Below are 22,367 nucleotides of genomic sequence, written 5' to 3'. Positions count from 1 at the left end.
TCATGAGTCAGAATGTTTATCAGTTTATCGACTTACAGCGCGTTGATCCGCCCAAGAAACCGCTGAAGATTCGTAAAATCGAGTTTGTTGAAATTTACGAGCCGTTCTCGGAAAGCCAGTCCAAGGCGCAGGCAGATCGCTGCCTGGCCTGCGGCAACCCTTACTGCGAATGGAAATGTCCGGTTCACAACTACATCCCGAACTGGCTGAAACTGGCCAACGAAGGCCGGATCATTGAAGCGGCGGAGCTGTCTCACCAGACCAATAGCCTGCCGGAAGTGTGCGGCCGCGTTTGCCCGCAGGATCGCCTGTGCGAAGGGTCTTGCACCCTGAACGACGAATTCGGCGCCGTCACCATCGGCAACATCGAGCGCTACATCAACGATAAAGCGATCGAGATGGGCTGGCGTCCGGACGTGTCGTCGGTACAGCCGACCGGCAAGCGCGTGGCTATTATCGGTGCCGGCCCTGCCGGGCTGGCCTGCGCCGACGTGCTGACCCGTAACGGCGTGAAGGCGGTGGTTTATGACCGCCACCCGGAAATCGGTGGTTTGCTGACCTTCGGTATTCCTGCTTTCAAGCTGGAAAAAGAGGTGATGACCAAACGCCGCGAAATCTTCACCGAGATGGGTATCGAATTCCAGCTTAACACCGAAGTCGGCAAAGACATTCAGTTGAGCGACCTGCTGACGGAATATGACGCCGTCTTCCTGGGCGTCGGCACCTATCAGTCGATGCGCGGCGGGCTGGAAAATGAAGACGCGCCGGGCGTATACGATGCGCTGCCGTTCCTGATTGCCAACACCAAGCACCTGATGGGCTTCGCAACCGGCGAACAGGAACCTTACACGTCGATGCAGGGCAAGCGCGTCGTAGTGCTGGGCGGCGGCGATACGGCGATGGACTGCCTGCGCACCTCGATTCGTCAGGGCGCGACGCACGTGACCTGTGCCTACCGCCGTGATGAAGAGAACATGCCGGGTTCCAAACGCGAAGTGAAAAATGCGCGTGAAGAAGGCGTGGAATTCCGCTTCAACCTGCAACCGCTGAGCATCGAAATCAACGGCGCGGGTAAAGTGTGCGGCGTACGCGTGATTCGTACCGAACTGGGTGTGCCGGATGCCAATGGCCGCCGTCGCCCGGAAGCGGTGGAAGGGTCTGAGCATGTGCTGGAAGCGGATGCTGTCATCATGGCGTTCGGTTTCCGTCCGCACAAGATGGCATGGCTGGCGGAGCACGGCGTGGATCTGGACGCACAAGGCCGCATCATCGCGCCGGAGCAGAGCGACAGCGCTTTCCAGACCTCAAACCCGAAAATCTTCGCCGGCGGCGATGCGGTGCGTGGCTCCGACCTGGTGGTCACGGCGATCGCCGAAGGCCGCAAAGCGGCTGACGGCATCATGAACTATCTGGAAGTGTAATCGCTTTCAGGATATCTCAAAGGCGGCTCAGGCCGCCTTTTGCTTTTTTCTTGCTGGCGATCGAGCGGATATTACGCTTTATGTAAATCAATAACATCCTGTTCGGTCATCATTGGGGTTTGCTGCGCGAAGTCGTAATAATCAGGCTTATTATCAACATAGATTTGCGAAACCAATCGTTTTGGTCCGTCTGAAAATAGCCCCGCCGAAAGCGAATAGATCTCCGGTTCAAGCAACCGATAAAACAGATGAGTCCCGCATGTACGGCAGAACGCGCGCTCCGCCCAGTCGGAAGAGCGATAAAAACCGATATGCTCTTTCCCTTCAATCACCACATCATGCTGAGATTCAATCGCCATCAACGGCCCGCCGCCCCACTTCTGGCACATACCACAATGGCAGACGTAGACATCATGCGTACATGACTCAGGGACCGTTATGGTTACCGCACCGCATAAACAGCGGCCTTGACTGGTTTTCATCACATTCTCCTTCGATTAGACACGACACTGACAATGGATAAACCCGTTGATAAACAGCAAAGTACGTTACTGTTGCTGCTTTTCTTCCAACCAATAAAAAAGGCACATTACTGTGCCTTTTTTATCAATCGCGATTATTTGACCACGCGCAGGGAAGGTCTGCCGCCTCGCGGCGGCTGCGGCGGCTCGTCATCCGGCTGCTCGTTCTGCGAAGAGGGAGATTCGTTGTCCACCACCGATATCAGCGTCGGTTTGGACTCATCTTCGGTTTGAGGCTGCTCGCCAAACTCTTCGACGATTTCGTAGGCTGGCTCCGGCTCAAACATGGTGCCCGCGCCATTTTCCCGGGCATAAATCGCCATAACCGACGCCATCGGAACGAACACCTGCCGGGGAACACCACCAAAACGCGCGTTGAAACGTACGCTGTCGTCAGCCAGTTCGAGATTTCCCACCGCACGCGGCGCAATATTCAGGACAATTTGCCCGTCGCGTGCAAACTCCATCGGCACCTGCACGCCGGGAACGGTCACATCCACCACCAGATGCGGCGTCAGCTGGTTGTCCAGCAACCAGTCATAAAAGGCCCGTAATAAATACGGGCGGCGCGGAGAGAGCTGAGACAACGTCATGCCATTACCCTCTGGATTGCAACCGGATTTCGCGCTCGGCTTCAGTCAGGGAAGCGAGGAAGGCATCGCGTTCGAACACACGCGTCATGTAGCCTTTCAGTTCCTTGGCGCCGGAACCGCTCAATTCAATCCCCAGCAGCGGCAGACGCCACAGCAGCGGTGCCAGATAGCAATCCACCAGACTGAATTCTTCACTCATGAAATACGGGGCTTCGTTGAAAACCGGGGCGATAGCCAGCAGCTCTTCACGAAGTTGCTTGCGCGCGGCCTCCGCATCCTGTGCATTGCCATTCAGGACGGTTTTCATCAACGAATACCAATCCTGCTCAATCCGGTGCATCATCAGGCGACTGTTGCCGCGCGCCACCGGATAGACCGGCATCAACGGCGGATGAGGGAAACGCTCATCCAGATATTCCATGATGATACGTGATTCATACAACGTCAGCTCACGGTCAACCAGCGTCGGTACGGAACCGTAGGGGTTGAGGTCGATAAGGTCCTGCGGCAGATTATCCATGTCCACCTGTTCAATCTCGACACTCACCCCTTTCTCGGCCAGTACGATGCGGACCTGATGGCTAAAAATGTCGGACGGACCGGAAAACAGCGTCATCACCGAACGTTTGTTGGCAGCGACAGCCATGAAAACCTCCAAGTTATCGAAAAAATACGGCGAACAACCGATCGAATAGGATCCTGCTGGCCTTGCCGCGTTTGGACTTCCCCGCGGGGAAAGCGGACGACATCCGTCGTTCTGTTAAAATCACTTGCTGGCGAACAGGCACAAAACCGGCGAATAGTGTATCAGATTCTGTTTGTTTTGTGGGGGGATAAGCGTATTTTCATGACTAACCCACGGTAATCAAAGCAGATTTTTTCCATGAACGATACAGGTCGAAAAAAAACCCGGTGACAGGCACCGGGTTTTTCTGCGTTGATTTCGCTGCCAGGCAGCCAGAAATTAACGTTTGGAGAACTGCGGACGACGACGTGCTTTGCGCAGACCAACTTTTTTACGTTCAACCTGACGAGCGTCACGAGTAACGAAGCCAGCTTTACGCAATTCAGAACGCAGAGATTCGTCGTATTCCATCAGAGCGCGGGTGATACCATGACGGATAGCACCGGCCTGACCGGAGATACCACCACCTTTAACGGTGATGTACAGATCCAGTTTACCAACCATGTCGACCAGTTCCAGCGGCTGGCGAACGACCATGCGAGCAGTTTCGCGGCCGAAGTACTGTTCCAGAGTACGCTGGTTGATGACGATGTTGCCGCTACCCGGTTTGATAAATACGCGAGCGGCGGAGCTTTTGCGGCGACCAGTGCCGTAGTATTGATTTTCAGCCATTGCCTGTAATCCCGATTAAATGTCCAGAACTTGCGGTTGCTGTGCCGCGTGATTGTGCTCGTTACCAGCGTAAACTTTCAGTTTACGGTACATAGCACGACCCAGCGGGCCCTTCGGCAGCATGCCTTTAACCGCGATTTCAATTACGCGCTCAGGACGGCGGGCAATCATCTCTTCAAAGGTCGCTTCTTTGATACCACCGATGTGGCCGGTGTGGTGGTAGTACATCTTGTCAGAACGTTTGTTGCCGGTTACAGCAACTTTTTCTGCGTTCAGAACGATGATGTAGTCACCGGTATCAACGTGCGGAGTGTATTCCGCTTTGTGCTTACCGCGCAGACGACGAGCCAGTTCAGTAGCCAGACGGCCAAGAGTTTTACCGCTCGCATCAACAACGTACCAGTCGCGTTTTACGGTTTCTGGTTTAGCTGTAAAAGTTTTCATTAAAAGCTTACCCAATTTAAGTTACACGTTGGTGAACACCCAAACGCTTCATAAATATAGTGTTTTGAGGTTCACACGGCTATCTAGTCCAGCAAACCTACCCCTTCGAATAGCTATTGCCAGCGCGATTAAAGTTTCGGGAAAAAACTTTGTTGTAACGTGGGGTCGCAAGATTATAGAGAAGTCGATTCCAAAGATCGACTTTTTTCTCAACCAAATGGCGAAAGATTTGAGCCGGCGTAACCGCGTCGGAGCAAAACCGCATCCACGAAAAGTAAAGCATGGTAAGCATTGTGGAGGCGGCGCAAGCAACCGAACATCACCGCCGCGTTGCATCACGATAATGATTTGATAAGTAACGGTTTTCACACCTCACCGCCAACATCCACCCTGCTGGCCTATGGTGCATCCACTCCGGCCCGCTTTTCTTTTTGCTACATTGATTTGGAACAACATCAGCGGAGGAAGAGTGAGATGACGCGCCTTACAGCAAAAGATTTTCAACCGGAATTGCTTGAGCTTTATGACTATTACGCGCACGGCAAACTGACCAAGCGCGAGTTTCTGGAGCGCGCCGCCAGGTATGCCGCGGGCGGCCTGACCGCCATGACCATTCTATCCCTGATGAGCCCGAACTATGCGCTGGCACAGCAGGTGGAATTCACCGACCCGGCGATCATCCCGGAATACATCACCTACCCTTCCCCCAACGGTCACGGCAGCGTACGCGGCTATCTTGTGCGGCCGGCCAAAACCAGCGGCCCGGTTCCCGCCGTGGTGGTGGTGCATGAAAATCGGGGTCTTAACCCGTATATCGAGGATGTGGCGCGACGTTTGGCCAAAGAAGGATTTATCGCGCTGGCGCCGGACGGCCTGAGCTCAGTCGGCGGCTACCCGGGCAACGACGACAAAGGGCGGGAACTCCAGCAGCAGATCGACCCGACCAAATTGATGAATGATTTCTTTGCCGCAGTCGAATTTCTGATGAAGCATAAAGACGCGACCGGCAAAGTCGGCATCACCGGATTTTGCTATGGCGGCGGCGTATCCAACGCGGCGGCCGTGGCCTATCCGGAGTTGGCCGCTGCCGTGCCGTTCTACGGACGTCAACCCAAACCGGAAGACGTCGCCCGCATCAAGGCGCCGTTGCTGTTGCACTACGCAGAGCGCGACGACAACATCAGTTCCGGCTGGCCGGCGTATGAATCCGCGTTAAAAGCCGCCAATAAAACCTACGAAGCCTACGTCTACCCCGGCACCAATCACGGCTTCCATAACGATTCCACGCCGCGGTACGACAAAGCCGCCGCCGACCTGGCATGGAACAGGGCCATCGCCTGGTTCCGGCGTTATCTGGTATAAACCGTCATGCGCTAAAAGCGTCTTGCCGCCGTCATTTCCCGGCGGCAAGCGACAATCACGGCAGGTGGGGCTGACGCAGGTACTCTTCGCTCTGCATTTCCTGCAAACGCGACAGGCAGCGCTGGTATTCAAACTTCAGATGTTCGCCCTGATAAATCTCGAACATCGTCGCCTGCGCAGACATGATCAGCTTCACCCGGCGTTCGTAAAACTCGTCCACCAGCGCCAGAAAGCGGCGGGCAGCGTTCTCATCTTTAACTTCCATCACCGGAACATGGTGCAACAGCACGGTGTGGTACAGCCGCGATAGCGCGATGTAGTCATTCTGGCTACGCGCCTCAAGGCACAGAGTGGCGAAATCCACCGCCAGCACCCCGTCGCCGGCGCTCAGCGTCGCCAGCGGTCGATGATTAATCTCCAGCACCGGACCGGGCTGACTGAAATCACGCCCGGACAGGCGGCGGAACATCGCCTGCATCTCTGCGTCGGTATCCGCATTGTTCGGGGTCAGATACAGGTGCGCCTGAGTCAGGGTGCGCAGCCGGTAATCGATGCCGGCATCCACATTCAATACAGCGCAATGCTGCTTGATCAACTCGATAGCCGGCAGGAAACGCGCGCGCTGCAACCCGTTGCGGTACAGTTCATCCGGCGGAATATTGGAGGTCGCCACCAGCGCAATGCCCCGGGAGAACAGCGCCCGCAACAGTTCCGCCAGCAGCATGGCGTCGGTAATATCGGAGACGAAGAACTCGTCGAAGCACAGAATGTCGGTTTGCGCCTTAAACCCGTCGGCCACCTTTTCCAGCGGATTTTCCTGTCCCTGCAACTGATTCAGCTCTTCATGCACGCGCAGCATGAAACGGTGAAAGTGCAGACGCAGCTTGCGTTCCGAAGGCAGACTGTGAAAAAACAGGTCCATCAGCCAGGTCTTACCCCGCCCCACGCCGCCCCACATATACAGCCCTTGTACCGGCGACGGCGATTTTTCCTTGTGCCCGATCCAGGCTCGCCATTTTGCCATCAGTCCCGGCGCGCTGCTTTCCACGGGCGCCCACACCTGTTCCGTCAGCGTCTGATGAATGGCGTTCAGGCGGATGACCGTCTGATGCTGCACTTCATCCGGCTGGTAGGTCTGTGCCGCCAAAGCCTGCTGGTAAAGTGCCAAAGGGGTTGTTCTCTGCATAGCGCAAAATCCCTGAGAAAAATTTCGTTGTATTTTATCGTGCGTTAACGCCGGTTCAGCCCGCGATCGTGGGCGTTACCGCTTCGCGGCGCCTGTGTTCCCGGTCAGACCAGACACAGGGGCTCCACTCCGGCGAGGTTAGCGGTTATAGTGACTATTATTAAGTGAAAAAACCCTACGGGACAACGAAGTCAAAATAGGAGTCGTTTTATGACCTGGGAGTCTGCGCTGATTGGATTTGTTATCGGTGTCATCATTGGCGCTGTCGCGATGCGGTTCGGCAACCGTAAACTGCGCCAGCAGCAGGTACTGCAAAACGAACTGGAGAAAAACAAAACCGAGCTGGAAGAATATCGTCAGGAACTGGTCAGTCACTTTGCCAGCAGCGCGGAACTGCTCGACAACATGGCGCGCGATTACCGCCAGCTTTATCAGCACATGGCGAAAAGCTCCAACAGCCTGCTGCCGGATGTCCCGATGCAGGATAACCCGTTCCGCTATCGCCTGACCGAAGCCGAGTCGGACAACGATCAGGCGCCGGTGGACATGCCGCCCCGCGACTACTCGGGCAGCGCTTCCGGCCTGCTGCGCGGTACACGCCCGATCGGCAAGTAACCGGTTATTTTTACCGTTCTTTCCGATTGTATTCACCCTGACGGCACGACGTTTGTCGTCAGGGTACGACCCTATCGTCGGCCGCTATTATCTTCCCCCGCACCGACGGCCGTTACATTCTGCTGACGAAATATCAGTGAACTTTACACACTGCCCTGGGTCTGAGTCTTCACCGCAAGTTTGAGTTTATATATCATTGTTTTATTCATAGGCAGGTCGTGAGAGAGTTAACAATCAATGAAAAAAACATCGTTGTTATATAGCGCACTGGCACTCGGTATTGGACTGTCGTTGTCTTCGCTGCCCCCGGCCAATGCCGCATTGCCTGCGGTTGTAGAAGGTCAGGCTCTGCCCAGCCTGGCGCCGATGCTGGAAAAGGTGCTGCCCGCCGTAGTGAGCGTCCACGTGGAAGGCACGCAGGTACAGCGCCAGCGTATCCCGGAAGAGTTTAAATTCTTCTTCGGTCCCAATACGCCTTCTGAAAAACAGAACTCTCGCCCGTTTGAAGGGCTGGGTTCCGGCGTCATCATCAATGCCGAAAAAGGCTACGTGCTGACCAATAACCACGTCGTCAACAACGCCGATAAAATTCAGGTGCAGCTGAATGACGGCCGTGAATACGACGCCAAACTGATCGGCCGCGACGAGCAGACCGATATCGCCCTGTTGCAGTTGAATGACGCCAAGAATCTCACCGAGGTCAAAATGGCCGACTCCGATCAGCTGCGCGTCGGTGACTTCGCCGTTGCCGTCGGCAACCCGTTCGGACTCGGACAGACCGCGACGTCCGGCATCATTTCCGCGCTGGGTCGCAGCGGCCTGAATCTGGAAGGGCTGGAAAACTTTATCCAGACCGATGCCTCCATCAACCGCGGTAACTCCGGCGGCGCACTGGTTAACCTGCGCGGCGAACTGATCGGCATCAACACCGCGATTCTGGCGCCGAGCGGCGGTAACGTCGGCATCGGTTTCGCCATTCCGAGCAACATGGCGCAGAATCTGACGCAGCAGTTGGTGGAATTCGGCGAAGTGAAACGCGGCCTGCTGGGTATCAAGGGCAGCGAGATGACCTCTGAAATCGCCAAAGCGTTCAAGGTGGACGCACAGCGCGGCGCCTTCGTCAGCGAGGTCATTCCTAAGTCCGCCGCCGCCAAGGCCGGCATCAAAGCGGGCGACGTACTGGTATCGCTGGATGGCAAATCCATCAGCAGCTTCGCCGAACTGCGCGCCAAGATCGGCACCACCGCGCCGGGCAAAACAGTACGTATCGGCCTGCTGCGCGACGGCAAGCAGCAGGAAGTCGCAGTCGTGCTGGATAACAGCGCCAACGTCACCACCAATGCCGACACACTGTCTCCGGCCCTGCAAGGCGCGACCCTCAACAACGGGCAGTTGAAGGACGGCAACAAAGGCGTGGCGATCGATAATGTGGCTAAAGACAGCGCCGCTGCCAAAGTCGGTCTGCAAAAAGGCGACATTATTGTCGGCGTGAACCGCGAACGCGTGGAAAACATCACCCAATTGCGCAAAATTCTGGAAGCCAAGCCTTCAGTGCTGGCCCTGAATATTGTCCGCGGCGACGAGAGTATCTATCTGTTGCTGCGTTAAGCCATGAAAAAATGGACGCCGCGCGATGCGGTGTCCATTCTTCTCTGATATTCTGCGATCCAACCTTCTTTATGCACCCAAAACGCTCATGCTAACCAAACTGTTACGTTCGGCGCTGTTCGGTGTCATCGTGGCCGGCATCCTGCTGCTGGCAATCCCGGCATTGCGTTCCAATCAGGGATTGCTCAAATCCGGCGGCGGCGACAGCCAGGAAACCCCGGTCAGCTATTATCAGGGAGTGCGCCGCGCCGCGCCAGCCGTGGTGAACGTATACAATCAGGCCAACGACCCTAGCGCCCAAAACGAGCTGAATATCCGTACGCTGGGCTCCGGCGTGATCATGAACAACAAAGGGTACATCCTCACCAACAAGCATGTGATCAGCAATGCTGAACAAATTGTGGTCACGCTGCAGGATGGCCGCATCTTTGAAGCGCTGTTGGTGGGCTCAGACAGCCTGACTGATCTGGCGGTACTGAAAATTGAAGGTGCAAATCTGCCGGAAATCCCCATCAATCCGAAACGGGTGTTCCACGTCGGCGATGTGGTGATGGCCATCGGCAACCCCTACAACCTCGGCCAGACGGTGACACAGGGGATTGTCAGCGCTACCGGCCGGGTAGGACTTAGCTCCTCCGGCCGGCAGAATTTTCTGCAAACCGACGCCTCCATCAACCGCGGCAATTCCGGCGGCGCGCTGGTTAACACGCTTGGCGAGCTGGTCGGCATCAACACGCTATCATTTGATAAAAGCAACGATGGCGGTACGCCGGAAGGCATCGGTTTTGCCATACCTACCGCACTGGCGACCAAGATCATGAACAAGCTGATCCGCGATGGACGGGTGATTCGTGGTTATATCGGTATCAGTGGCGCGCAGCGCGAGCGACTAGGCAATCAGGTAACCGGTCTGGAGCGGCTACAGGGTATCATCGTCAATAAGGTTGATTCCGGCGGCCCGGCGGATAAGGCTGGCATCAAAGAGGGCGACCTGCTGCTGGAGGTCAACAGTAAACCGGCGCGTTCGGTGATAGAAACTATGGATCAGGTGGCGGAAATTCGCCCCGGTTCAGTCATTCCGGTGGTCATTTTACGTGATAATCAGGAAATAAAGCTTGATATGACTATCCAGGAATATCCCAGCGACTAAGCCAAACCCCGAGGGAAAATGCCGGGCGACGAACAGGCCGCCCGGCAGGAACGATTAGTCGTTAGCGCTTACACGTTCAATGTTGGCGCCCAACGCGCGTAATTTGTCTTCAATGCGTTCGTAGCCGCGATCGATATGATAAATACGATCCACCAGCGTGGTGCCTTCCGCGATACATCCCGCCAGTACCAGACTGGCCGACGCACGCAGGTCGGTCGCCATTACCTGCGCACCGGACAGGTGCTCAACGCCATGACAAATCACCGTGTTGCTCTCGATTTCCGCCTGCGCGCCCATACGAATCAGTTCGGGGATATGCATGAAGCGATTTTCGAAGATGGTTTCAGTGATGACGCCGGTACCTTCCGCCACCAGATTCAGCAGGCTGAACTGCGCCTGCATATCGGTCGGGAATCCCGGATGCGGAGCGGTACGCACGTTGACCGCTTTCGGCCGGCGACCATGCATGTCCAGGCTGATCCAGTCTTCGCCGATTTCGATATCAGCACCCGCTTCGCGCAGTTTGGACAACACCGCATCCAGCGTATCCGGACGGGTGTGGCGGCACATGACCTTACCGCCTGACACCGCGGCCGCCACCAGGAAAGTACCGGTCTCAATGCGGTCCGGCAGCACGCGATAGACCCCGCCGCCCAGACGCTCCACGCCTTCAATGACGATTTTGTCGCTGCCCGCGCCGCTGATTTTGGCGCCCAGCGTATTGAGGAAATTGGCGGTATCGACGATTTCCGGCTCACGCGCGGCGTTTTCAATGATGGTTTTGCCCACCGCCAGCGTAGCGGCGCTCATGATGGTGACAGTCGCGCCGACGCTGACCTTGTCCATCACGATGTGTGCGCCTTTCAGTCGACCTTCGACCGTGGCCTTCACATACCCTTCTTCCAGCGTGATGTGCGCGCCCAGCTGTTCCAGGCCATTGATGTGCAAATCAACCGGACGAGCGCCGATGGCGCAACCTCCCGGCAACGACACCTGCCCCTGGCCAAAGCGCGCCACCAGCGGGCCCAGCGCCCAAATTGACGCACGCATGGTTTTCACCAGGTCATAGGGTGCGCAGAACACGTTAACCGTGCTCGCATCCACATGCACGGAACCGTTGCGCTCGACGCGCGCGCCCAGTTGGCTCAACAGCTTCATGGTGGTGTCGATATCACGCAGCTTGGGAACGTTCTGGATTTCTACCGGCTCTTCAGCCAGCAATGCGGCAAACAGAATGGGCAGAGCTGCGTTTTTAGCGCCGGAAATGGTGACTTCACCAGCGAGCCGGGTTGGACCCTGCACACGAAATTTATCCATAGTGACGATTTCTCAATGTTCAGACTCAATAGCACGGCCGGGCGGCCGCTGAATTACAGACCGCTCAGTTTGCGGTCGCGCTGCCATTCTTCAGGGGTGTAAGCCTTGATCGACAACGCATGAATGCGATTATCCGCGATATATTCCATCAGCGGCGCGTAGACCGCCTGCTGCTGTTTTACGCGGCTCATACCCTTGAACAACTCACCTATCACAATGACCTGGAAGTGGCTGCCGTCACCGGAAACATGCACTTCCTGCAGCGCCAGCGCGCTCATCAGCACGTCTTTAATTTCGTTGTTTTCCATTGCTCTCGATTCTACGTCAGGGGGATGATAAACAGGGTGGTATCTTAGATGAATCTGTCGCTATCTTAAACAAAAGAAATCCCCCTTGCGCACACGCGACAAGGGGGATCGATGCTAACCGGAATGCAAGGTTCAGTCGGCTGGCTGAACGGGAATGATTTCACTCAGGTTATATAACTGAATCAGGGTACGAAGCCGGTCGCTGGCGCCGATAATCGCCAGCGGTTTCCCCCGCTGTTCCTGCTGATGATAAAAATGCACCAGCAGGGCAAGCCCGGAAGAATCCACCCGCGCCACCTGACCGACATCCAGCACGCTGCTGTCGTTCAGCAGTGCCTCGCGCTGCCGCCACAGCGGCAACAGCGTATTCCGGTCCAGATCGCCTTCCAGACGCAGGGCGCCGTCCTCCTGTCGCCAGCGCAGCGCGTCAGCCATTTTTCTGACCCAGCGAAATCGGCTGCTGAGCCGCGGCCTGCAACTGCTTAGTCAGGCCGTCGACCCCGTTCTGACGCAGCGTGGACGCCCACTCGTTCTGCTTGGTGGTAATCATGCTCACCCCTTCGGCGATCATGTCATACGCCTGCCAGTAACCGGTTTTGGTGTTCTTGCGCCACTGGAAATCCAGACGAATCGGCGGGCGGCCGCCGTTATCGATGATGGTCACGCGAATGGAAACGATCTCGGCGTTGCCCACCGGCTGCTCCGACGCGATCTCGTAGGTCTGACCGTGATAAGACGCCAGCGCCTGACCATATGCCTGTTCCAGATAAGCCTCAAACGCCTTGAAATAAACCTCACGCTGATCCGGCGTGGCGTTCTTGTAATACTGACCCAGCACCAATGCGCCGGCGTATTTCACCTGCACATACGGCAGCAGTTCTTCACGCACCACGGTACGCAGATAGTTGGGGTCCTGCTTAATGCGCGGCTGTTCATTTTTGAGGCGGTCGAAGGTTTTCTGCGCCGCGTCGCGCATCAGGCTGTAAGGGTTGGTCTGGTCAGCAGCGCTGACAAACAGGGCTACCACCAACAGAGCAACCATCAATAAACGTTTCAACATGCTGTGTCCTCTCAAGGCTGTTGGGCTGGTTTTGCGCCAGATTCAGGGGTTGCCGCCTCGCCACTTTTCTCCGCCGGTTTGGTTGGTGCCGGTTGAGCATGGCTCTGATTCGCATTATTTGGGGTAACCGTGTCCTGACCGGCATTATTCTGGCTGGCATTGTCAGTATTGTTGCCGCCGCTCTTATATAGGAATTGACCGATAAGGTCTTCCAGGACCATGGCCGACTTGGTGTCCTGGACGGTGCCGCCGTCTTTCAGAATCGACGTGCCCATATCCTCGTCTTCAAAACCCATGTTCAGCGCCAGATACTGTTCACCCAGCAGACCGGAAGTACGAATCGCCAGCGAGCTGGTATCCGGAATGTGGTCGTAACGCTTATCGATATCCATCGCCACCCGCGGCAGATACGTCTTGGTGTCCAGCGAGATATCCGCCACCCGGCCAATCACCACCCCGCCGATTTTCACCGGGGAACGCGCTTTGAGACCGCCGATATTGTCGAAGGTCGCGTACAAACGGTAGGTCTGTTGTTGCCCCAGCGATTTCAGGTCAGCGACTTTCAGACATAAAAAGACTATGGCGCACAGCGCAATCAGCATGAATACGCCAACCCAAATTTCATGTTTCTTTGTTTGCATCGACTCATTTCCCAAACATCAGTGCTGTCAGCACAAAATCCAATCCCAGTACCGCCAGCGACGAATGCACCACGGTGCGGGTCGTCGCGCGGCTGATGCCTTCTGACGTCGGAATCGCGTCATAACCGTTGAACAGCGCAATCCAGGTAACGGTAATGGCAAACACCAGGCTCTTGAGAGCGCAGTTAAGCAAGTCTTTCTGCCACTCCACCGCGTTTTGCATCGCCGACCAGAAAAAGCCGTTGTCGATGCCTTTCCAGTCCACGCCGACCAGCGCACCGCCCCAGATACCGACGGCGACAAAAATCACCGTCAGCAGCGGCATGGTGATTACCCCGGCCCAGAATCGCGGCGCCACCACGCGGCGCAACGGGTCCACCGCCATCATCTCCATACTGGATAACTGCTCGGTGGCCTTCATCAGCCCGATTTCCGCCGTCAGGGCGGAACCGGCGCGTCCGGCGAACAGCAACGCGGTCACCACCGGCCCCAGTTCGCGCAGCAACGACAGCGCCACCATCATGCCCAGACTGGCTTCGGCGCTGTAGGTAGTCAGGACCAGATACCCCTGCAACCCCAGCACCATTCCGATGAATACGCCGGATACCATGATGATCAGCAGCGACTGCACGCCGACGCTATACAGCTGTTTGCGCAGCAGCGGCCACTGTTTGACCAGCTCCGGCTTTCCGACCAGCGCATTGAACAGCATCAGCCCGGCACGCCCGAAAGCGGCGCAGACCTGAATGCCAACGCGTCCCAGCGACGCTAATGCCTGTACTAGCATGAATTACTTACTCCCCAAGCCTAACAGCCCACGCTGATAATCGCCTGCCGGATAGCGGAACGGCACCGGGCCATCGGCAATGCCATCCAGAAACTGCCTCACGCGCGGATCGCCATTCTGCTGCAATTCAGCCGGCGAACCTTCCGCCACCACGCGTTGGTCGGCGATGATGTAAGCATAATCGGCAATACTCAGCACTTCCGGCACATCGTGGGACACCACGATGCAGGTCACGCCAAGCGCATGGTTCAACTCGTCGATCAGCTTCACCAGCACGCCCATGGTAATCGGGTCCTGGCCGACGAACGGCTCATCGAACATGATCAGCTGCGGGTCGAGCGCAATGGCGCGCGCCAGCGCCGCCCGCCGCGCCATTCCTCCCGACAGCTCCGACGGCATCAGTTCCGCCGCGCCGCGTAGCCCAACCGCTTCCAGCTTCATCATCACCGTACTGTGCAACAGCGGCTCGGGCAGTTGCGTATGTTCGCGCAGCGGCCAGGCGACATTGTCGAACACGTTCAGATCGGTAAACAGCGCACCGGACTGAAACAGCATGCTCATTTTCTTACGGGTCTCATACAGACGGGAACGGGAAAGAATCGGAATATTTTCCCCGTCGAACCAGATTTCGCCGCTGTCCGGTTGCAGTTGTCCGCCAATCAGACGCAGCAGCGTGGTTTTACCGATGCCGGACGGCCCCATGATGGCCGTGATCTTTTGTTTTGGCACGTTCAGCGAGACATCCGAAAAAATCGGCCTGTTGCCCCGCCGGAAACTGAGCCCGCGAATTTCTACCAGATTTTCGTGGTTCATGGTCTCTTTCCTCAACGGCCGCCGATGGCAGCCGCCCGTTTTCACATTTTTGCGCCGCACAGCCCCGACAACCGTCTTCCGGGGTGTTACGCTGGCCCTTCACTGTTACAGAATCAGGACACCGGTTCGTGACCAAAATTGCCATTGGTTTTACTTTTTCGCCCTGCGCAGTCAGAATTAGCGCTAACGAGGAAAAATGGCGGTTTTGCTTATTATTCGTCCAGAAATACTGGTTTGTTCGCCAATAAACCGGTGATTATACCTGAATAAAGGACGCTGCATGCTTTTTGCGACAGTACTGTTAATTGTTGGTTTAGTATTACTGGTTTATGGCGCCGACCGTCTGGTGTATGGCGCTGCCGTACTGGCCCGCACATTTGGCGTACCGCCGATGATTATCGGCATGACGATTGTAGGCATGGGCACTTCGCTGCCCGAACTGATGGTATCCGTGACCGCCGCGCTCAACCATCAGACCGATATGGCGGTCGGCAATGTATTGGGGTCGAACATCGCCAATATTCTGCTGATCCTCGGCAGCGCCGTCCTGATCCGCCCATTGACCTTTCATTCCACACTGCTGCGTCAGGAACTGCCGCCCATGCTGGTGGTGACGCTGCTGTGCGGCGTCCTGCTGCACGACAGCTTCCTAAGCCGCCTGGATGGCGTGATTCTGTTGCTGGCCGCCGCTGGTTGTATCGTGCTGATGCTGCGTATGGCGCACGCCGCCCAGAACCGCGGCGACGACAGCCTGACCCGCGAGCAGATGGCCGAACTGCCCAGAGAGAACAACCAGACCGTGGCGCTGTTATGGCTGCTGATCGGCCTGATTATTCTGCCGATGTCGGCGCGGATTGTGATCGATAACGCCACGGTCATCGCCAATTACTTTAATATCAGCGAACTGACCATCGGGCTGACGGTGCTGGCCGTCGGCACCAGTCTGCCGGAATTGGCGACCGCGATCGTCGGCACCCTAAAAAAAGAAGACGACATCGCGCTCGGCAACCTGATTGGTTCAAATATCTTTAATATCGTGATAGTGCTGGGCGTGCCCGCCCTGTTGTCCCCCGGTGCGGTAAACCCGCTCGCGTTTGCGCGCGACTACTGGGTGATGCTGGGGGTCAGCGCGCTCCTGACGGTTCTCTGTCTCCGCCAGAAACGGCGCATCGGTCAGGGCGCGGGCGCATTGCTGTTATGTGCGTTCATCGCGTACCTTTCGGTGCTGTTCTTGTTCTCATAGCCAGAGCATTGGCAACGCAGGATGTTTTACATGTCACATTTCGAACTACAACCTGGTTTCGATTTCCAGACCGCCGGTCGGCAGGTCCTGTCCATCGAACGCGACAGCCTCGCGCAGTTGGATCAATACATTGACGACAGTTTTTCGCGTGCCTGCGAGAAAATGTTTTACTGCCACGGCAAGGTAGTGGTGATGGGCATGGGTAAGTCGGGGCATATCGGCTGCAAGATGGCGGCCACCTTCGCCAGCACCGGCACGCCCGCGTTTTTCGTCCACCCCGGCGAAGCCAGTCACGGCGATTTGGGCATGATTACCGCGCAGGATATCGTAATCGCCATTTCCAACTCCGGCGAGTCCCATGAAATCCTGGCGCTCATCCCGGTGTTGAAGCGCCTGCAAGTGTGCCTGATCTGCATGACCGGCAATCCGGAAAGCACCATGGCCAAAGCGGCGGACATCCACCTTTGCGTCCACGTATCGCAGGAAGCCTGCCCGCTGGGTCTGGCGCCGACCTCCAGCACCACCGCCACGCTGGTGATGGGCGATGCGCTGGCCGTCGCGCTGTTGCAGGCGCGCGGCTTTACCGCCGAAGATTTCGCGTTGTCGCACCCCGGCGGCGCACTTGGCCGCAAACTTCTGTTGCGGATCAACGATATCATGCACACTGGCGACGAGATCCCCCGCGTCAGCCGCGACGCATCGCTGCGTGACGCGCTGCTGGAGATAACCCGCAAGAATCTGGGGATGACGGTGATTTGCGGCCCCGACGATCGTATCGAAGGCATCTTTACCGACGGTGACCTGCGCCGGGTGTTCGACATGAATATCGACCTGAACAGCGCCGGTATCGCCGATGTGATGACCCGCGGCGGTATCCGGGTTACACCGCAAACGCTGGCGGTGGATGCGCTGAACCTGATGCAATCCCGCCATATCACCTCGCTGCTGGTGGCGGAGGACGACCGCCTGCTGGGGATCGTCCACATGCACGATATGCTGCGCGCCGGCGTGGTGTGAACCGGCGGCGTGCGTACAACGCAGAATGAAAAACCAAGGATATGTGTGAATGAGTGAAATCCGGCCGCAAACCGATACCTGTTACGGGCCTGTCGATACCCAGGTGATGCAACGCGCTCGTGATATACGTCTGTTAATCTGCGATGTCGACGGGGTACTTTCCGACGGCCTGATCTACATGGGGAATCAGGGCGAAGAACTCAAAGCCTTCAACGTACGCGACGGCTACGGTATTCGCTGCCTGCTGACGTCCGACATCGACGTGGCGATTATCACCGGCCGTTCGTCGCAGCTGCTGGTCGACCGCTGCCAGACGCTGGGTATCCGCCATCTTTATCAGGGACAATCGGATAAGCTTTTGGCCTTCCGCGAGCTGTTGGATACACTGTCGCTCACCGCCAGCCAGGTTGCCTACATCGGCGATGATCTGATCGACTGGCCGGTGATGGCCGAGACAGGGCTGAGCGTCGCGGTAGCCGACGCCCATCCGTTGCTGCTGCCCAACGCGCACTATGTGACGCGCATTGCCGGCGGCCGCGGCGCGGTCAGAGAGATTTGCGATCTTATTTTGCTGGCGCAGGGTAAACTGGATTTCGCCAAAGGGCTGTCGATATGAGTAAAACAAAACGCTGGCTAACGCTGTTGCTGGCATTGATTGCGTTGGTGCTGATCGGGTTAAATCTGACAAACCAGCGTGCGGGAAACGGGCCGACGGAAGTGCAGAATAACGATCCGGCCTATACCATGCAGAAAAACATTACCGTGGTGTATGACCCGACCGGAAAGCTGAGCTACAAGCTGGTGGCCGAAAAAGCGGAGCACTACAACGCCGACCAGGTAAGCTGGTTTACCCAGCCGGTGGCGACCATGTTCAATGAACAAGCCGTCGCCACCTGGTCGGTACGGGCCGATCGCGCCAAACTGACGAAAGATCGCATGCTGTATCTGTACGGTCATGTCGAAGTCAACAGCCTGACCAACGACTCGCAACTGGAGCGGATTAAAACGGATAATGCGCAGATAAATCTGGTTACGCAGGACGTGACGTCGGATGACGAAGTCACCCTGTACGGTGTCAACTTTACTTCTAACGGATTGAAAATGCGCGGAAATCTGCGCAGCAAAACCGCTGAGCTGATCGATAAGGTAAAATCCTATTATGAAATCCAACCAAAAAATTAATGTCTTACACAGCATCCTGATCGCCAGCTCGCTTTTTGCCGTCAGTATTCCGGCACTGGCGCTGACCGGCGACACCGATCAACCCATCCACATCACCTCCGATCAGCAGGCGTTGGACATGCAGGGCAACGTGGTGACGTTCACCGGCAACGTTATCGTCACGCAGGGATCGATAAAAGCGCAGGCCGACAAGGTCGTGGTCACCCGTCCTAACGGCCAACAGGGCCATGAAGTGATCGAAGGCTACGGCAACCCGGCCACCTTTTATCAGATGCAGGACAACGGCAAGCCGGTCAAAGGCCATTCTCAGAAGATGCGTTACGAAATGGACAAGCAGCTGGTTATTCTGACCGGCGACGCCTATCTGGAACAGCTGGACAGCAACGTTAAGGGCGACCGCATCACCTATCTGGTGCAACAGCAGCAGATGGAAGCGTTCAGCGACAAAGGCAAACGAGTCACCACCGTGCTGGTCCCGACGCAGTTGCAGGACAAAGGCACCCAGAACGGCGCCAAGCCCAGCGGCAACACCGGCAAGCCCACCAAACAACAGTGAGTAACGCGCTAACCCATGGCAACACTAATCGCCGAAAATCTGGCCAAGGCGTATAAAGGCCGCAAAGTGGTGGAAAACGTCAGCCTGAATGTGAATTCAGGCGAAATCGTCGGGCTGCTCGGGCCCAACGGGGCCGGCAAGACCACCACCTTTTATATGGTTGTCGGTATCGTCCCGCGCGACGAAGGCCGCATCGTGATCGACGATGAGGACATCAGCCTGCTGCCGCTGCACGATCGCGCCCGCCGCGGCATCGGTTACCTGCCGCAGGAAGCCTCGATTTTCCGGCGTCTGAGCGTCTACGACAACCTGATGGCGGTGCTGGAAATCAGAAAAGATCTGACCCGTGAACAGCAGCAGGATCGCGCCAACGAACTGATGGAAGAGTTTCATATTGTTCACCTGCGCGATAGTTTGGGACAATCGCTGTCCGGTGGTGAGCGCCGCCGGGTGGAAATCGCCCGGGCGCTGGCCGCCAACCCCAAATTCATCCTGCTGGACGAACCCTTTGCAGGGGTAGACCCGATTTCGGTCATCGATATCAAGAAAATCATTGAGCATCTGCGCGATAGCGGGCTGGGCGTGTTGATTACCGACCATAACGTTCGCGAAACGCTCGATGTCTGTGAACGCGCTTATATCGTTAGTCAGGGCCAGCTTATTGCCCACGGCTCACCGATGGATATACTGGCGAATGAGCAGGTAAAACGAGTCTATCTGGGCGAAGGCTTCCGACTCTGATAACGTCATGTTTTAGGTTGATCATTCAAAAAGGAAGTTAGCGCGCGTTATGAAGCAAGGTTTGCAACTCAGGCTCAGCCAGCAACTGGCTATGACACCGCAGTTACAGCAGGCCATCCGCCTGCTGCAGTTGTCCACGCTTGAACTCCAGCAGGAAATCCAACAGGCGCTGGAAAGCAACCCGTTGCTGGAGCAAGCCGATATTCATGACGAAGTGGAAACCCAGGAAAGCAGCGACAGCGAAACGCTGGATACCCGCGAGGCGCTGGAACAGAAGGAGATGCCCGACGAGTTGCCGCTCGACGCCGCCTGGGATGAAATCTACACCGCCGGCACGCCGTCCGGCACCAGTACTGACTACCGCGACGAAGAGCTGCCTGTCTATCAGGGCGAAACCACCCAGACGCTACAGGATTACCTGATGTGGCAGGTGGAACTGACGCCGTTTTCCGACACCGATTCCGCCATCGCCACGTCTATCGTGGACGCGGTGGACAATACCGGCTATCTGACGGTGTCGCTGGACGACATCCGCGACAGCATCGGTAATGACGATGTGACGATGGAAGAAGTGGAAGCGGTGCTCAAGCGCGTACAGCGTTTTGACCCTGTCGGCGTAGCCGCCCGCGATTTGCGCGAATGCCTGCTAGTGCAGCTATCGCAGTTCGACAATGACATTCCCCGTCTGGCCGAAGCCAGGCTCATCGTCAGCGAATACCTCGACCTGCTCGCCAACCATGACTTCCGCACCCTGATCCGTACCAGCCGTCTCAAGGAAGAAGTGCTGAAAGAAGCGCTGGCGTTGATCCAGTCGCTGGATCCGCGCCCAGGGCAGTCGATCAACACCGGCGAATCCGAGTATGTCATTCCGGATGTGCTGGTGCGCAAGATGCAAGGCCACTGGACGGTGGAACTCAACACCGACAGCGTGCCGCGGCTGCAGATCAACCAGCAGTACGCCGCGCTCGGCAGCAGCGCGCGCAACGACAGCGACGGCCAGTTCATCCGCAGTCATCTGCAGGAAGCCCGCTGGCTCATCAAGAGCCTGGAAAGCCGTAACGATACCCTGTTGAAGGTGACCCGCTGTATTGTGGAACAGCAGCAGGCGTTCTTCGAACACGGCGAAGAATTCATGAAACCCATGGTGCTGGCGGATATCGCCCAGGCCGTGGACATGCACGAGTCCACCATTTCCCGCGTAACGACCCAGAAATTTCTGCACAGTCCGCGCGGTATTTTTGAGCTGAAGTATTTCTTTTCCAGCCACGTCAACACCGACAGCGGAGGCGAGGCGTCATCCACCGCTATCCGTGCGCTGGTCAGGAAACTCATTGCAGCGGAAAACCCCGCTAAACCGCTGAGCGACAGCAAGCTGACCACACTGCTTTCCGAACAGGGAATCATTGTGGCCCGCCGTACTGTCGCCAAGTATCGAGAGTCTTTATCTATCCCGCCGTCAAACCAGCGTAAACAGCTGGTTTGACCCCTACATGAGAAGGAAGACGATATGCAGCTTAACATTACCGGACACCACGTCGAAATTACGGATGCTCTGCGCGAATTCGTGACCTTAAAATTCGCCAAACTTGAGCAATACTTTGATCGTATCAATCAGGTGTACGTGGTATTGAAAGTGGAAAAGATCCTGCACATTGCGGATGCCACCATCCACGTCAACGGAGGTGAGCTGCATGCCACATCGGAAGCGGATGATATGTATGCCGCCATCGATCTGTTGATCGACAAGCTGGCAAGACAGTTAAACAAACATAAGGATAAACTGAAACAGCACTGATTTTGCCGTTTCAGGTGCAGGGACAGCAACCGGCCTGCTGTATGATGGCGGGCCGGTAACCGAAGGCAACAGTGTCGTTAAGTGAACGTATCATGAACAACGAGCCCGTTATGCAACTTAGCGCCGTTCTCCGTAAGGAGTGCACGCGTAGCGCCGTCCACTGTCAGAGCAAAAAGCGCGCACTGGAAATCATCAGTGAACTGGCCGCCAGACAGCTCAACCTGCCGCCGCAGATGGTGTTTGAAGCGATTCTGACCCGGGAACGCATGGGCAGCACCGGTATCGGCAATGGCATCGCCATTCCGCACGGCAAGCTGGAAGACGAGAATACGCTGGGCGCGGTCGGCGTCTTTATCCAGTTGGAGCAGCCGATCGCTTTTGACGCCATCGACAACCAGCCGGTCGATCTGCTTTTTGCCTTGCTGGTTCCCACTGAACAATGTAAAACCCATTTACATACTTTGTCGCTCGTCGCCAAACGGCTGGCGGATAAAACCGTGTGTAAGCGGCTGCGCGCCGCTCAAAGCGATGAAGAGCTGTATCAGATCATGACGGAAGCGGATCTGTCCGACCAGCCCTGACGGCTGGCGGCGCCGGTTTCGGTTGCTATCCACAACGCACGTAACAGCAGGCGCGAGCCTGACAGGATG

27 protein-coding genes are annotated in these 22,367 nt (G+C 56.6%); 14 read left to right on the top strand and 13 right to left on the bottom strand.

The genetic code is table 11. From position 1 onward, the window contains the following. The first annotated feature begins 2 nt into the window (after positions 1-2). Positions 3-1,421: a glutamate synthase small subunit gene (locus CPA59_RS01680; protein ID WP_107758564.1), complete on the top strand. Its 1,419-nt coding sequence runs from the start codon at positions 3-5 to the stop codon at positions 1,419-1,421. 71 nt (positions 1,422-1,492) lie between these two features. Here the strand turns inward: CPA59_RS01680 and CPA59_RS01675 are convergent, their stop codons facing one another. From CPA59_RS01675 to rplM, 5 genes are all read right to left on the bottom strand, one after another. Continuing rightward, the gene (locus CPA59_RS01675; protein ID WP_107758563.1) at positions 1,493-1,903 is read right to left on the bottom strand and encodes a GFA family protein; all 411 of its coding nucleotides are present in this window, start codon (positions 1,901-1,903) and stop codon (positions 1,493-1,495) included. 134 nt (positions 1,904-2,037) lie between these two features. Continuing rightward, positions 2,038-2,535: a ClpXP protease specificity-enhancing factor gene (gene sspB / locus CPA59_RS01670; protein WP_100848724.1), complete on the bottom strand. Its 498-nt coding sequence runs from the start codon at positions 2,533-2,535 to the stop codon at positions 2,038-2,040. A 4-nt stretch (positions 2,536-2,539) separates the two neighbouring features. After that, a complete protein-coding gene (gene sspA / locus CPA59_RS01665; protein WP_024104257.1) occupies positions 2,540-3,181 on the bottom strand; it encodes a stringent starvation protein SspA in 642 nt (213 codons plus the stop codon). Between the two features lie 318 nt (positions 3,182-3,499). Next, positions 3,500-3,892, bottom strand: a complete 393-nt coding sequence (rpsI, locus tag CPA59_RS01660) for a 30S ribosomal protein S9 (RefSeq protein ID WP_013316025.1) — start codon at positions 3,890-3,892, stop codon at positions 3,500-3,502. A 15-nt stretch (positions 3,893-3,907) separates the two neighbouring features. Further along, a complete protein-coding gene (gene rplM / locus CPA59_RS01655) occupies positions 3,908-4,336 on the bottom strand; it encodes a 50S ribosomal protein L13 (RefSeq protein ID WP_012883052.1) in 429 nt (142 codons plus the stop codon). A gap of 474 nt (positions 4,337-4,810) precedes the next feature. On the opposite strand from rplM, the gene yghX reads away from it, so the two are divergent. Continuing rightward, positions 4,811-5,698: a YghX family hydrolase gene (yghX, locus tag CPA59_RS01645; protein WP_107758562.1), complete on the top strand. Its 888-nt coding sequence runs from the start codon at positions 4,811-4,813 to the stop codon at positions 5,696-5,698. Between the two features lie 55 nt (positions 5,699-5,753). Here yghX and zapE read toward each other — a convergent pair whose 3' ends face one another. Continuing rightward, on the bottom strand, positions 5,754-6,884 hold the full coding sequence (gene zapE / locus CPA59_RS01640) for a cell division protein ZapE (RefSeq protein ID WP_107758561.1): 1,131 nt from the start codon (positions 6,882-6,884) through the stop codon (positions 5,754-5,756). Between the two features lie 210 nt (positions 6,885-7,094). On the opposite strand from zapE, the gene zapG reads away from it, so the two are divergent. From zapG to degS, 3 genes are all read left to right on the top strand, one after another. Then, entirely contained in the window at positions 7,095-7,499 is a 405-nt protein-coding gene (gene zapG, locus CPA59_RS01635) for a Z-ring associated protein ZapG (RefSeq protein ID WP_038663124.1), read from the top strand. 237 nt (positions 7,500-7,736) lie between these two features. Further along, positions 7,737-9,107 carry a serine endoprotease DegQ gene (gene degQ, locus CPA59_RS01630; protein WP_038917566.1) on the top strand — a complete coding sequence of 457 codons (1,371 nt, stop codon included), beginning with the start codon at positions 7,737-7,739 and terminating at the stop codon, positions 9,105-9,107. A gap of 88 nt (positions 9,108-9,195) precedes the next feature. Further along, positions 9,196-10,257 (top strand): outer membrane-stress sensor serine endopeptidase DegS, encoded by a 1,062-nt coding sequence (gene degS / locus CPA59_RS01625; protein ID WP_038917565.1) that lies wholly within the window; start codon positions 9,196-9,198, stop codon positions 10,255-10,257. Positions 10,258-10,311: 54 nt separating this feature from the next. Here the strand turns inward: degS and murA are convergent, their stop codons facing one another. The 7 genes from murA to mlaF all read right to left on the bottom strand — a co-directional run bounded on the left by murA (position 10,312) and on the right by mlaF (position 15,183). Then, entirely contained in the window at positions 10,312-11,574 is a 1,263-nt protein-coding gene (gene murA, locus CPA59_RS01620) for a UDP-N-acetylglucosamine 1-carboxyvinyltransferase (protein WP_038917564.1), read from the bottom strand. A 53-nt stretch (positions 11,575-11,627) separates the two neighbouring features. Beyond that, complete coding sequence (ibaG, locus tag CPA59_RS01615; RefSeq protein WP_038663133.1) at positions 11,628-11,882, bottom strand: BolA family iron metabolism protein IbaG; 255 nt, start codon at positions 11,880-11,882, stop codon at positions 11,628-11,630. A gap of 132 nt (positions 11,883-12,014) precedes the next feature. Beyond that, positions 12,015-12,317, bottom strand: a complete 303-nt coding sequence (mlaB, locus tag CPA59_RS01610) for a lipid asymmetry maintenance protein MlaB (protein ID WP_038663136.1) — start codon at positions 12,315-12,317, stop codon at positions 12,015-12,017. Then, on the bottom strand, positions 12,310-12,942 hold the full coding sequence (gene mlaC, locus CPA59_RS01605) for a phospholipid-binding protein MlaC (protein WP_107758560.1): 633 nt from the start codon (positions 12,940-12,942) through the stop codon (positions 12,310-12,312). The genes mlaB and mlaC overlap by 8 nt, the downstream gene beginning before the upstream one ends. A gap of 11 nt (positions 12,943-12,953) precedes the next feature. After that, positions 12,954-13,583 carry an outer membrane lipid asymmetry maintenance protein MlaD gene (gene mlaD, locus CPA59_RS01600; RefSeq protein WP_038663142.1) on the bottom strand — a complete coding sequence of 210 codons (630 nt, stop codon included), beginning with the start codon at positions 13,581-13,583 and terminating at the stop codon, positions 12,954-12,956. 4 nt (positions 13,584-13,587) lie between these two features. Then, complete coding sequence (gene mlaE, locus CPA59_RS01595) at positions 13,588-14,370, bottom strand: lipid asymmetry maintenance ABC transporter permease subunit MlaE (RefSeq protein ID WP_038917563.1); 783 nt, start codon at positions 14,368-14,370, stop codon at positions 13,588-13,590. 3 nt (positions 14,371-14,373) lie between these two features. Next, on the bottom strand, positions 14,374-15,183 hold the full coding sequence (gene mlaF / locus CPA59_RS01590; protein WP_038917562.1) for a phospholipid ABC transporter ATP-binding protein MlaF: 810 nt from the start codon (positions 15,181-15,183) through the stop codon (positions 14,374-14,376). 280 nt (positions 15,184-15,463) lie between these two features. Here mlaF and CPA59_RS01585 point away from each other — a divergent pair, with 280 nt between their 5' ends. The 9 genes from CPA59_RS01585 to ptsN all read left to right on the top strand — a co-directional run bounded on the left by CPA59_RS01585 (position 15,464) and on the right by ptsN (position 22,298). Further along, on the top strand, positions 15,464-16,426 hold the full coding sequence (locus tag CPA59_RS01585; RefSeq protein WP_038663150.1) for a calcium/sodium antiporter: 963 nt from the start codon (positions 15,464-15,466) through the stop codon (positions 16,424-16,426). A gap of 30 nt (positions 16,427-16,456) precedes the next feature. Continuing rightward, positions 16,457-17,443 (top strand): arabinose-5-phosphate isomerase KdsD, encoded by a 987-nt coding sequence (gene kdsD, locus CPA59_RS01580; protein ID WP_107758559.1) that lies wholly within the window; start codon positions 16,457-16,459, stop codon positions 17,441-17,443. A 49-nt stretch (positions 17,444-17,492) separates the two neighbouring features. Further along, positions 17,493-18,059: a 3-deoxy-manno-octulosonate-8-phosphatase KdsC gene (kdsC, locus tag CPA59_RS01575; RefSeq protein WP_038663157.1), complete on the top strand. Its 567-nt coding sequence runs from the start codon at positions 17,493-17,495 to the stop codon at positions 18,057-18,059. Further along, positions 18,056-18,625: an LPS export ABC transporter periplasmic protein LptC gene (gene lptC / locus CPA59_RS01570; protein WP_038917560.1), complete on the top strand. Its 570-nt coding sequence runs from the start codon at positions 18,056-18,058 to the stop codon at positions 18,623-18,625. The genes kdsC and lptC overlap by 4 nt, the downstream gene beginning before the upstream one ends. Continuing rightward, entirely contained in the window at positions 18,603-19,181 is a 579-nt protein-coding gene (lptA, locus tag CPA59_RS01565) for a lipopolysaccharide ABC transporter substrate-binding protein LptA (RefSeq protein WP_038663163.1), read from the top strand. Before lptC ends, lptA begins: the two co-directional genes overlap by 23 nt. 15 nt (positions 19,182-19,196) lie before the next feature. Next, entirely contained in the window at positions 19,197-19,922 is a 726-nt protein-coding gene (gene lptB, locus CPA59_RS01560) for an LPS export ABC transporter ATP-binding protein (RefSeq protein ID WP_022631820.1), read from the top strand. 49 nt (positions 19,923-19,971) lie between these two features. Continuing rightward, positions 19,972-21,405, top strand: coding sequence for an RNA polymerase factor sigma-54 (gene rpoN, locus CPA59_RS01555; protein ID WP_038917559.1), 1,434 nt, complete (start codon positions 19,972-19,974; stop codon positions 21,403-21,405). Positions 21,406-21,429: 24 nt separating this feature from the next. Continuing rightward, positions 21,430-21,717, top strand: coding sequence for a ribosome hibernation promoting factor (hpf, locus tag CPA59_RS01550; protein WP_022631818.1), 288 nt, complete (start codon positions 21,430-21,432; stop codon positions 21,715-21,717). A gap of 92 nt (positions 21,718-21,809) precedes the next feature. Continuing rightward, the gene (ptsN, locus tag CPA59_RS01545) at positions 21,810-22,298 is read left to right on the top strand and encodes a PTS IIA-like nitrogen regulatory protein PtsN (RefSeq protein WP_024104239.1); all 489 of its coding nucleotides are present in this window, start codon (positions 21,810-21,812) and stop codon (positions 22,296-22,298) included. The last annotated feature ends 69 nt before the right edge of the window (positions 22,299-22,367 follow it).

The sequence above is a fragment of the Dickeya sp. Secpp 1600 genome (assembly GCF_003049805.1).
Lineage (GTDB): Bacteria > Pseudomonadota > Gammaproteobacteria > Enterobacterales > Enterobacteriaceae > Dickeya > Dickeya fangzhongdai.
Note: the sequence above shows the minus strand (reverse complement) of the source record. Positions and strands in the feature narration are given on the sequence as shown.

What these genes read in the sequence shown, in the direction of transcription:
- CPA59_RS01680 (WP_107758564.1), top strand. Translation starts at nt 3, where the DNA reads ATGAGTCAGAATGTTTATCAGTTTATCGACTTACAGCGCGTTGATCCG.
- CPA59_RS01675 (WP_107758563.1), bottom strand. Translation starts at nt 1,903, where the DNA reads ATGAAAACCAGTCAAGGCCGCTGTTTATGCGGTGCGGTAACCATAACG.
- sspB (WP_100848724.1), bottom strand. Translation starts at nt 2,535, where the DNA reads ATGACGTTGTCTCAGCTCTCTCCGCGCCGCCCGTATTTATTACGGGCC.
- sspA (WP_024104257.1), bottom strand. Translation starts at nt 3,181, where the DNA reads ATGGCTGTCGCTGCCAACAAACGTTCGGTGATGACGCTGTTTTCCGGT.
- rpsI (WP_013316025.1), bottom strand. Translation starts at nt 3,892, where the DNA reads ATGGCTGAAAATCAATACTACGGCACTGGTCGCCGCAAAAGCTCCGCC.
- rplM (WP_012883052.1), bottom strand. Translation starts at nt 4,336, where the DNA reads ATGAAAACTTTTACAGCTAAACCAGAAACCGTAAAACGCGACTGGTAC.
- yghX (WP_107758562.1), top strand. Translation starts at nt 4,811, where the DNA reads ATGACGCGCCTTACAGCAAAAGATTTTCAACCGGAATTGCTTGAGCTT.
- zapE (WP_107758561.1), bottom strand. Translation starts at nt 6,884, where the DNA reads ATGCAGAGAACAACCCCTTTGGCACTTTACCAGCAGGCTTTGGCGGCA.
- zapG (WP_038663124.1), top strand. Translation starts at nt 7,095, where the DNA reads ATGACCTGGGAGTCTGCGCTGATTGGATTTGTTATCGGTGTCATCATT.
- degQ (WP_038917566.1), top strand. Translation starts at nt 7,737, where the DNA reads ATGAAAAAAACATCGTTGTTATATAGCGCACTGGCACTCGGTATTGGA.
- degS (WP_038917565.1), top strand. Translation starts at nt 9,196, where the DNA reads ATGCTAACCAAACTGTTACGTTCGGCGCTGTTCGGTGTCATCGTGGCC.
- murA (WP_038917564.1), bottom strand. Translation starts at nt 11,574, where the DNA reads ATGGATAAATTTCGTGTGCAGGGTCCAACCCGGCTCGCTGGTGAAGTC.
- ibaG (WP_038663133.1), bottom strand. Translation starts at nt 11,882, where the DNA reads ATGGAAAACAACGAAATTAAAGACGTGCTGATGAGCGCGCTGGCGCTG.
- mlaB (WP_038663136.1), bottom strand. Translation starts at nt 12,317, where the DNA reads ATGGCTGACGCGCTGCGCTGGCGACAGGAGGACGGCGCCCTGCGTCTG.
- mlaC (WP_107758560.1), bottom strand. Translation starts at nt 12,942, where the DNA reads ATGTTGAAACGTTTATTGATGGTTGCTCTGTTGGTGGTAGCCCTGTTT.
- mlaD (WP_038663142.1), bottom strand. Translation starts at nt 13,583, where the DNA reads ATGCAAACAAAGAAACATGAAATTTGGGTTGGCGTATTCATGCTGATT.
- mlaE (WP_038917563.1), bottom strand. Translation starts at nt 14,370, where the DNA reads ATGCTAGTACAGGCATTAGCGTCGCTGGGACGCGTTGGCATTCAGGTC.
- mlaF (WP_038917562.1), bottom strand. Translation starts at nt 15,183, where the DNA reads ATGAACCACGAAAATCTGGTAGAAATTCGCGGGCTCAGTTTCCGGCGG.
- CPA59_RS01585 (WP_038663150.1), top strand. Translation starts at nt 15,464, where the DNA reads ATGCTTTTTGCGACAGTACTGTTAATTGTTGGTTTAGTATTACTGGTT.
- kdsD (WP_107758559.1), top strand. Translation starts at nt 16,457, where the DNA reads ATGTCACATTTCGAACTACAACCTGGTTTCGATTTCCAGACCGCCGGT.
- kdsC (WP_038663157.1), top strand. Translation starts at nt 17,493, where the DNA reads ATGAGTGAAATCCGGCCGCAAACCGATACCTGTTACGGGCCTGTCGAT.
- lptC (WP_038917560.1), top strand. Translation starts at nt 18,056, where the DNA reads ATGAGTAAAACAAAACGCTGGCTAACGCTGTTGCTGGCATTGATTGCG.
- lptA (WP_038663163.1), top strand. Translation starts at nt 18,603, where the DNA reads ATGAAATCCAACCAAAAAATTAATGTCTTACACAGCATCCTGATCGCC.
- lptB (WP_022631820.1), top strand. Translation starts at nt 19,197, where the DNA reads ATGGCAACACTAATCGCCGAAAATCTGGCCAAGGCGTATAAAGGCCGC.
- rpoN (WP_038917559.1), top strand. Translation starts at nt 19,972, where the DNA reads ATGAAGCAAGGTTTGCAACTCAGGCTCAGCCAGCAACTGGCTATGACA.
- hpf (WP_022631818.1), top strand. Translation starts at nt 21,430, where the DNA reads ATGCAGCTTAACATTACCGGACACCACGTCGAAATTACGGATGCTCTG.
- ptsN (WP_024104239.1), top strand. Translation starts at nt 21,810, where the DNA reads ATGAACAACGAGCCCGTTATGCAACTTAGCGCCGTTCTCCGTAAGGAG.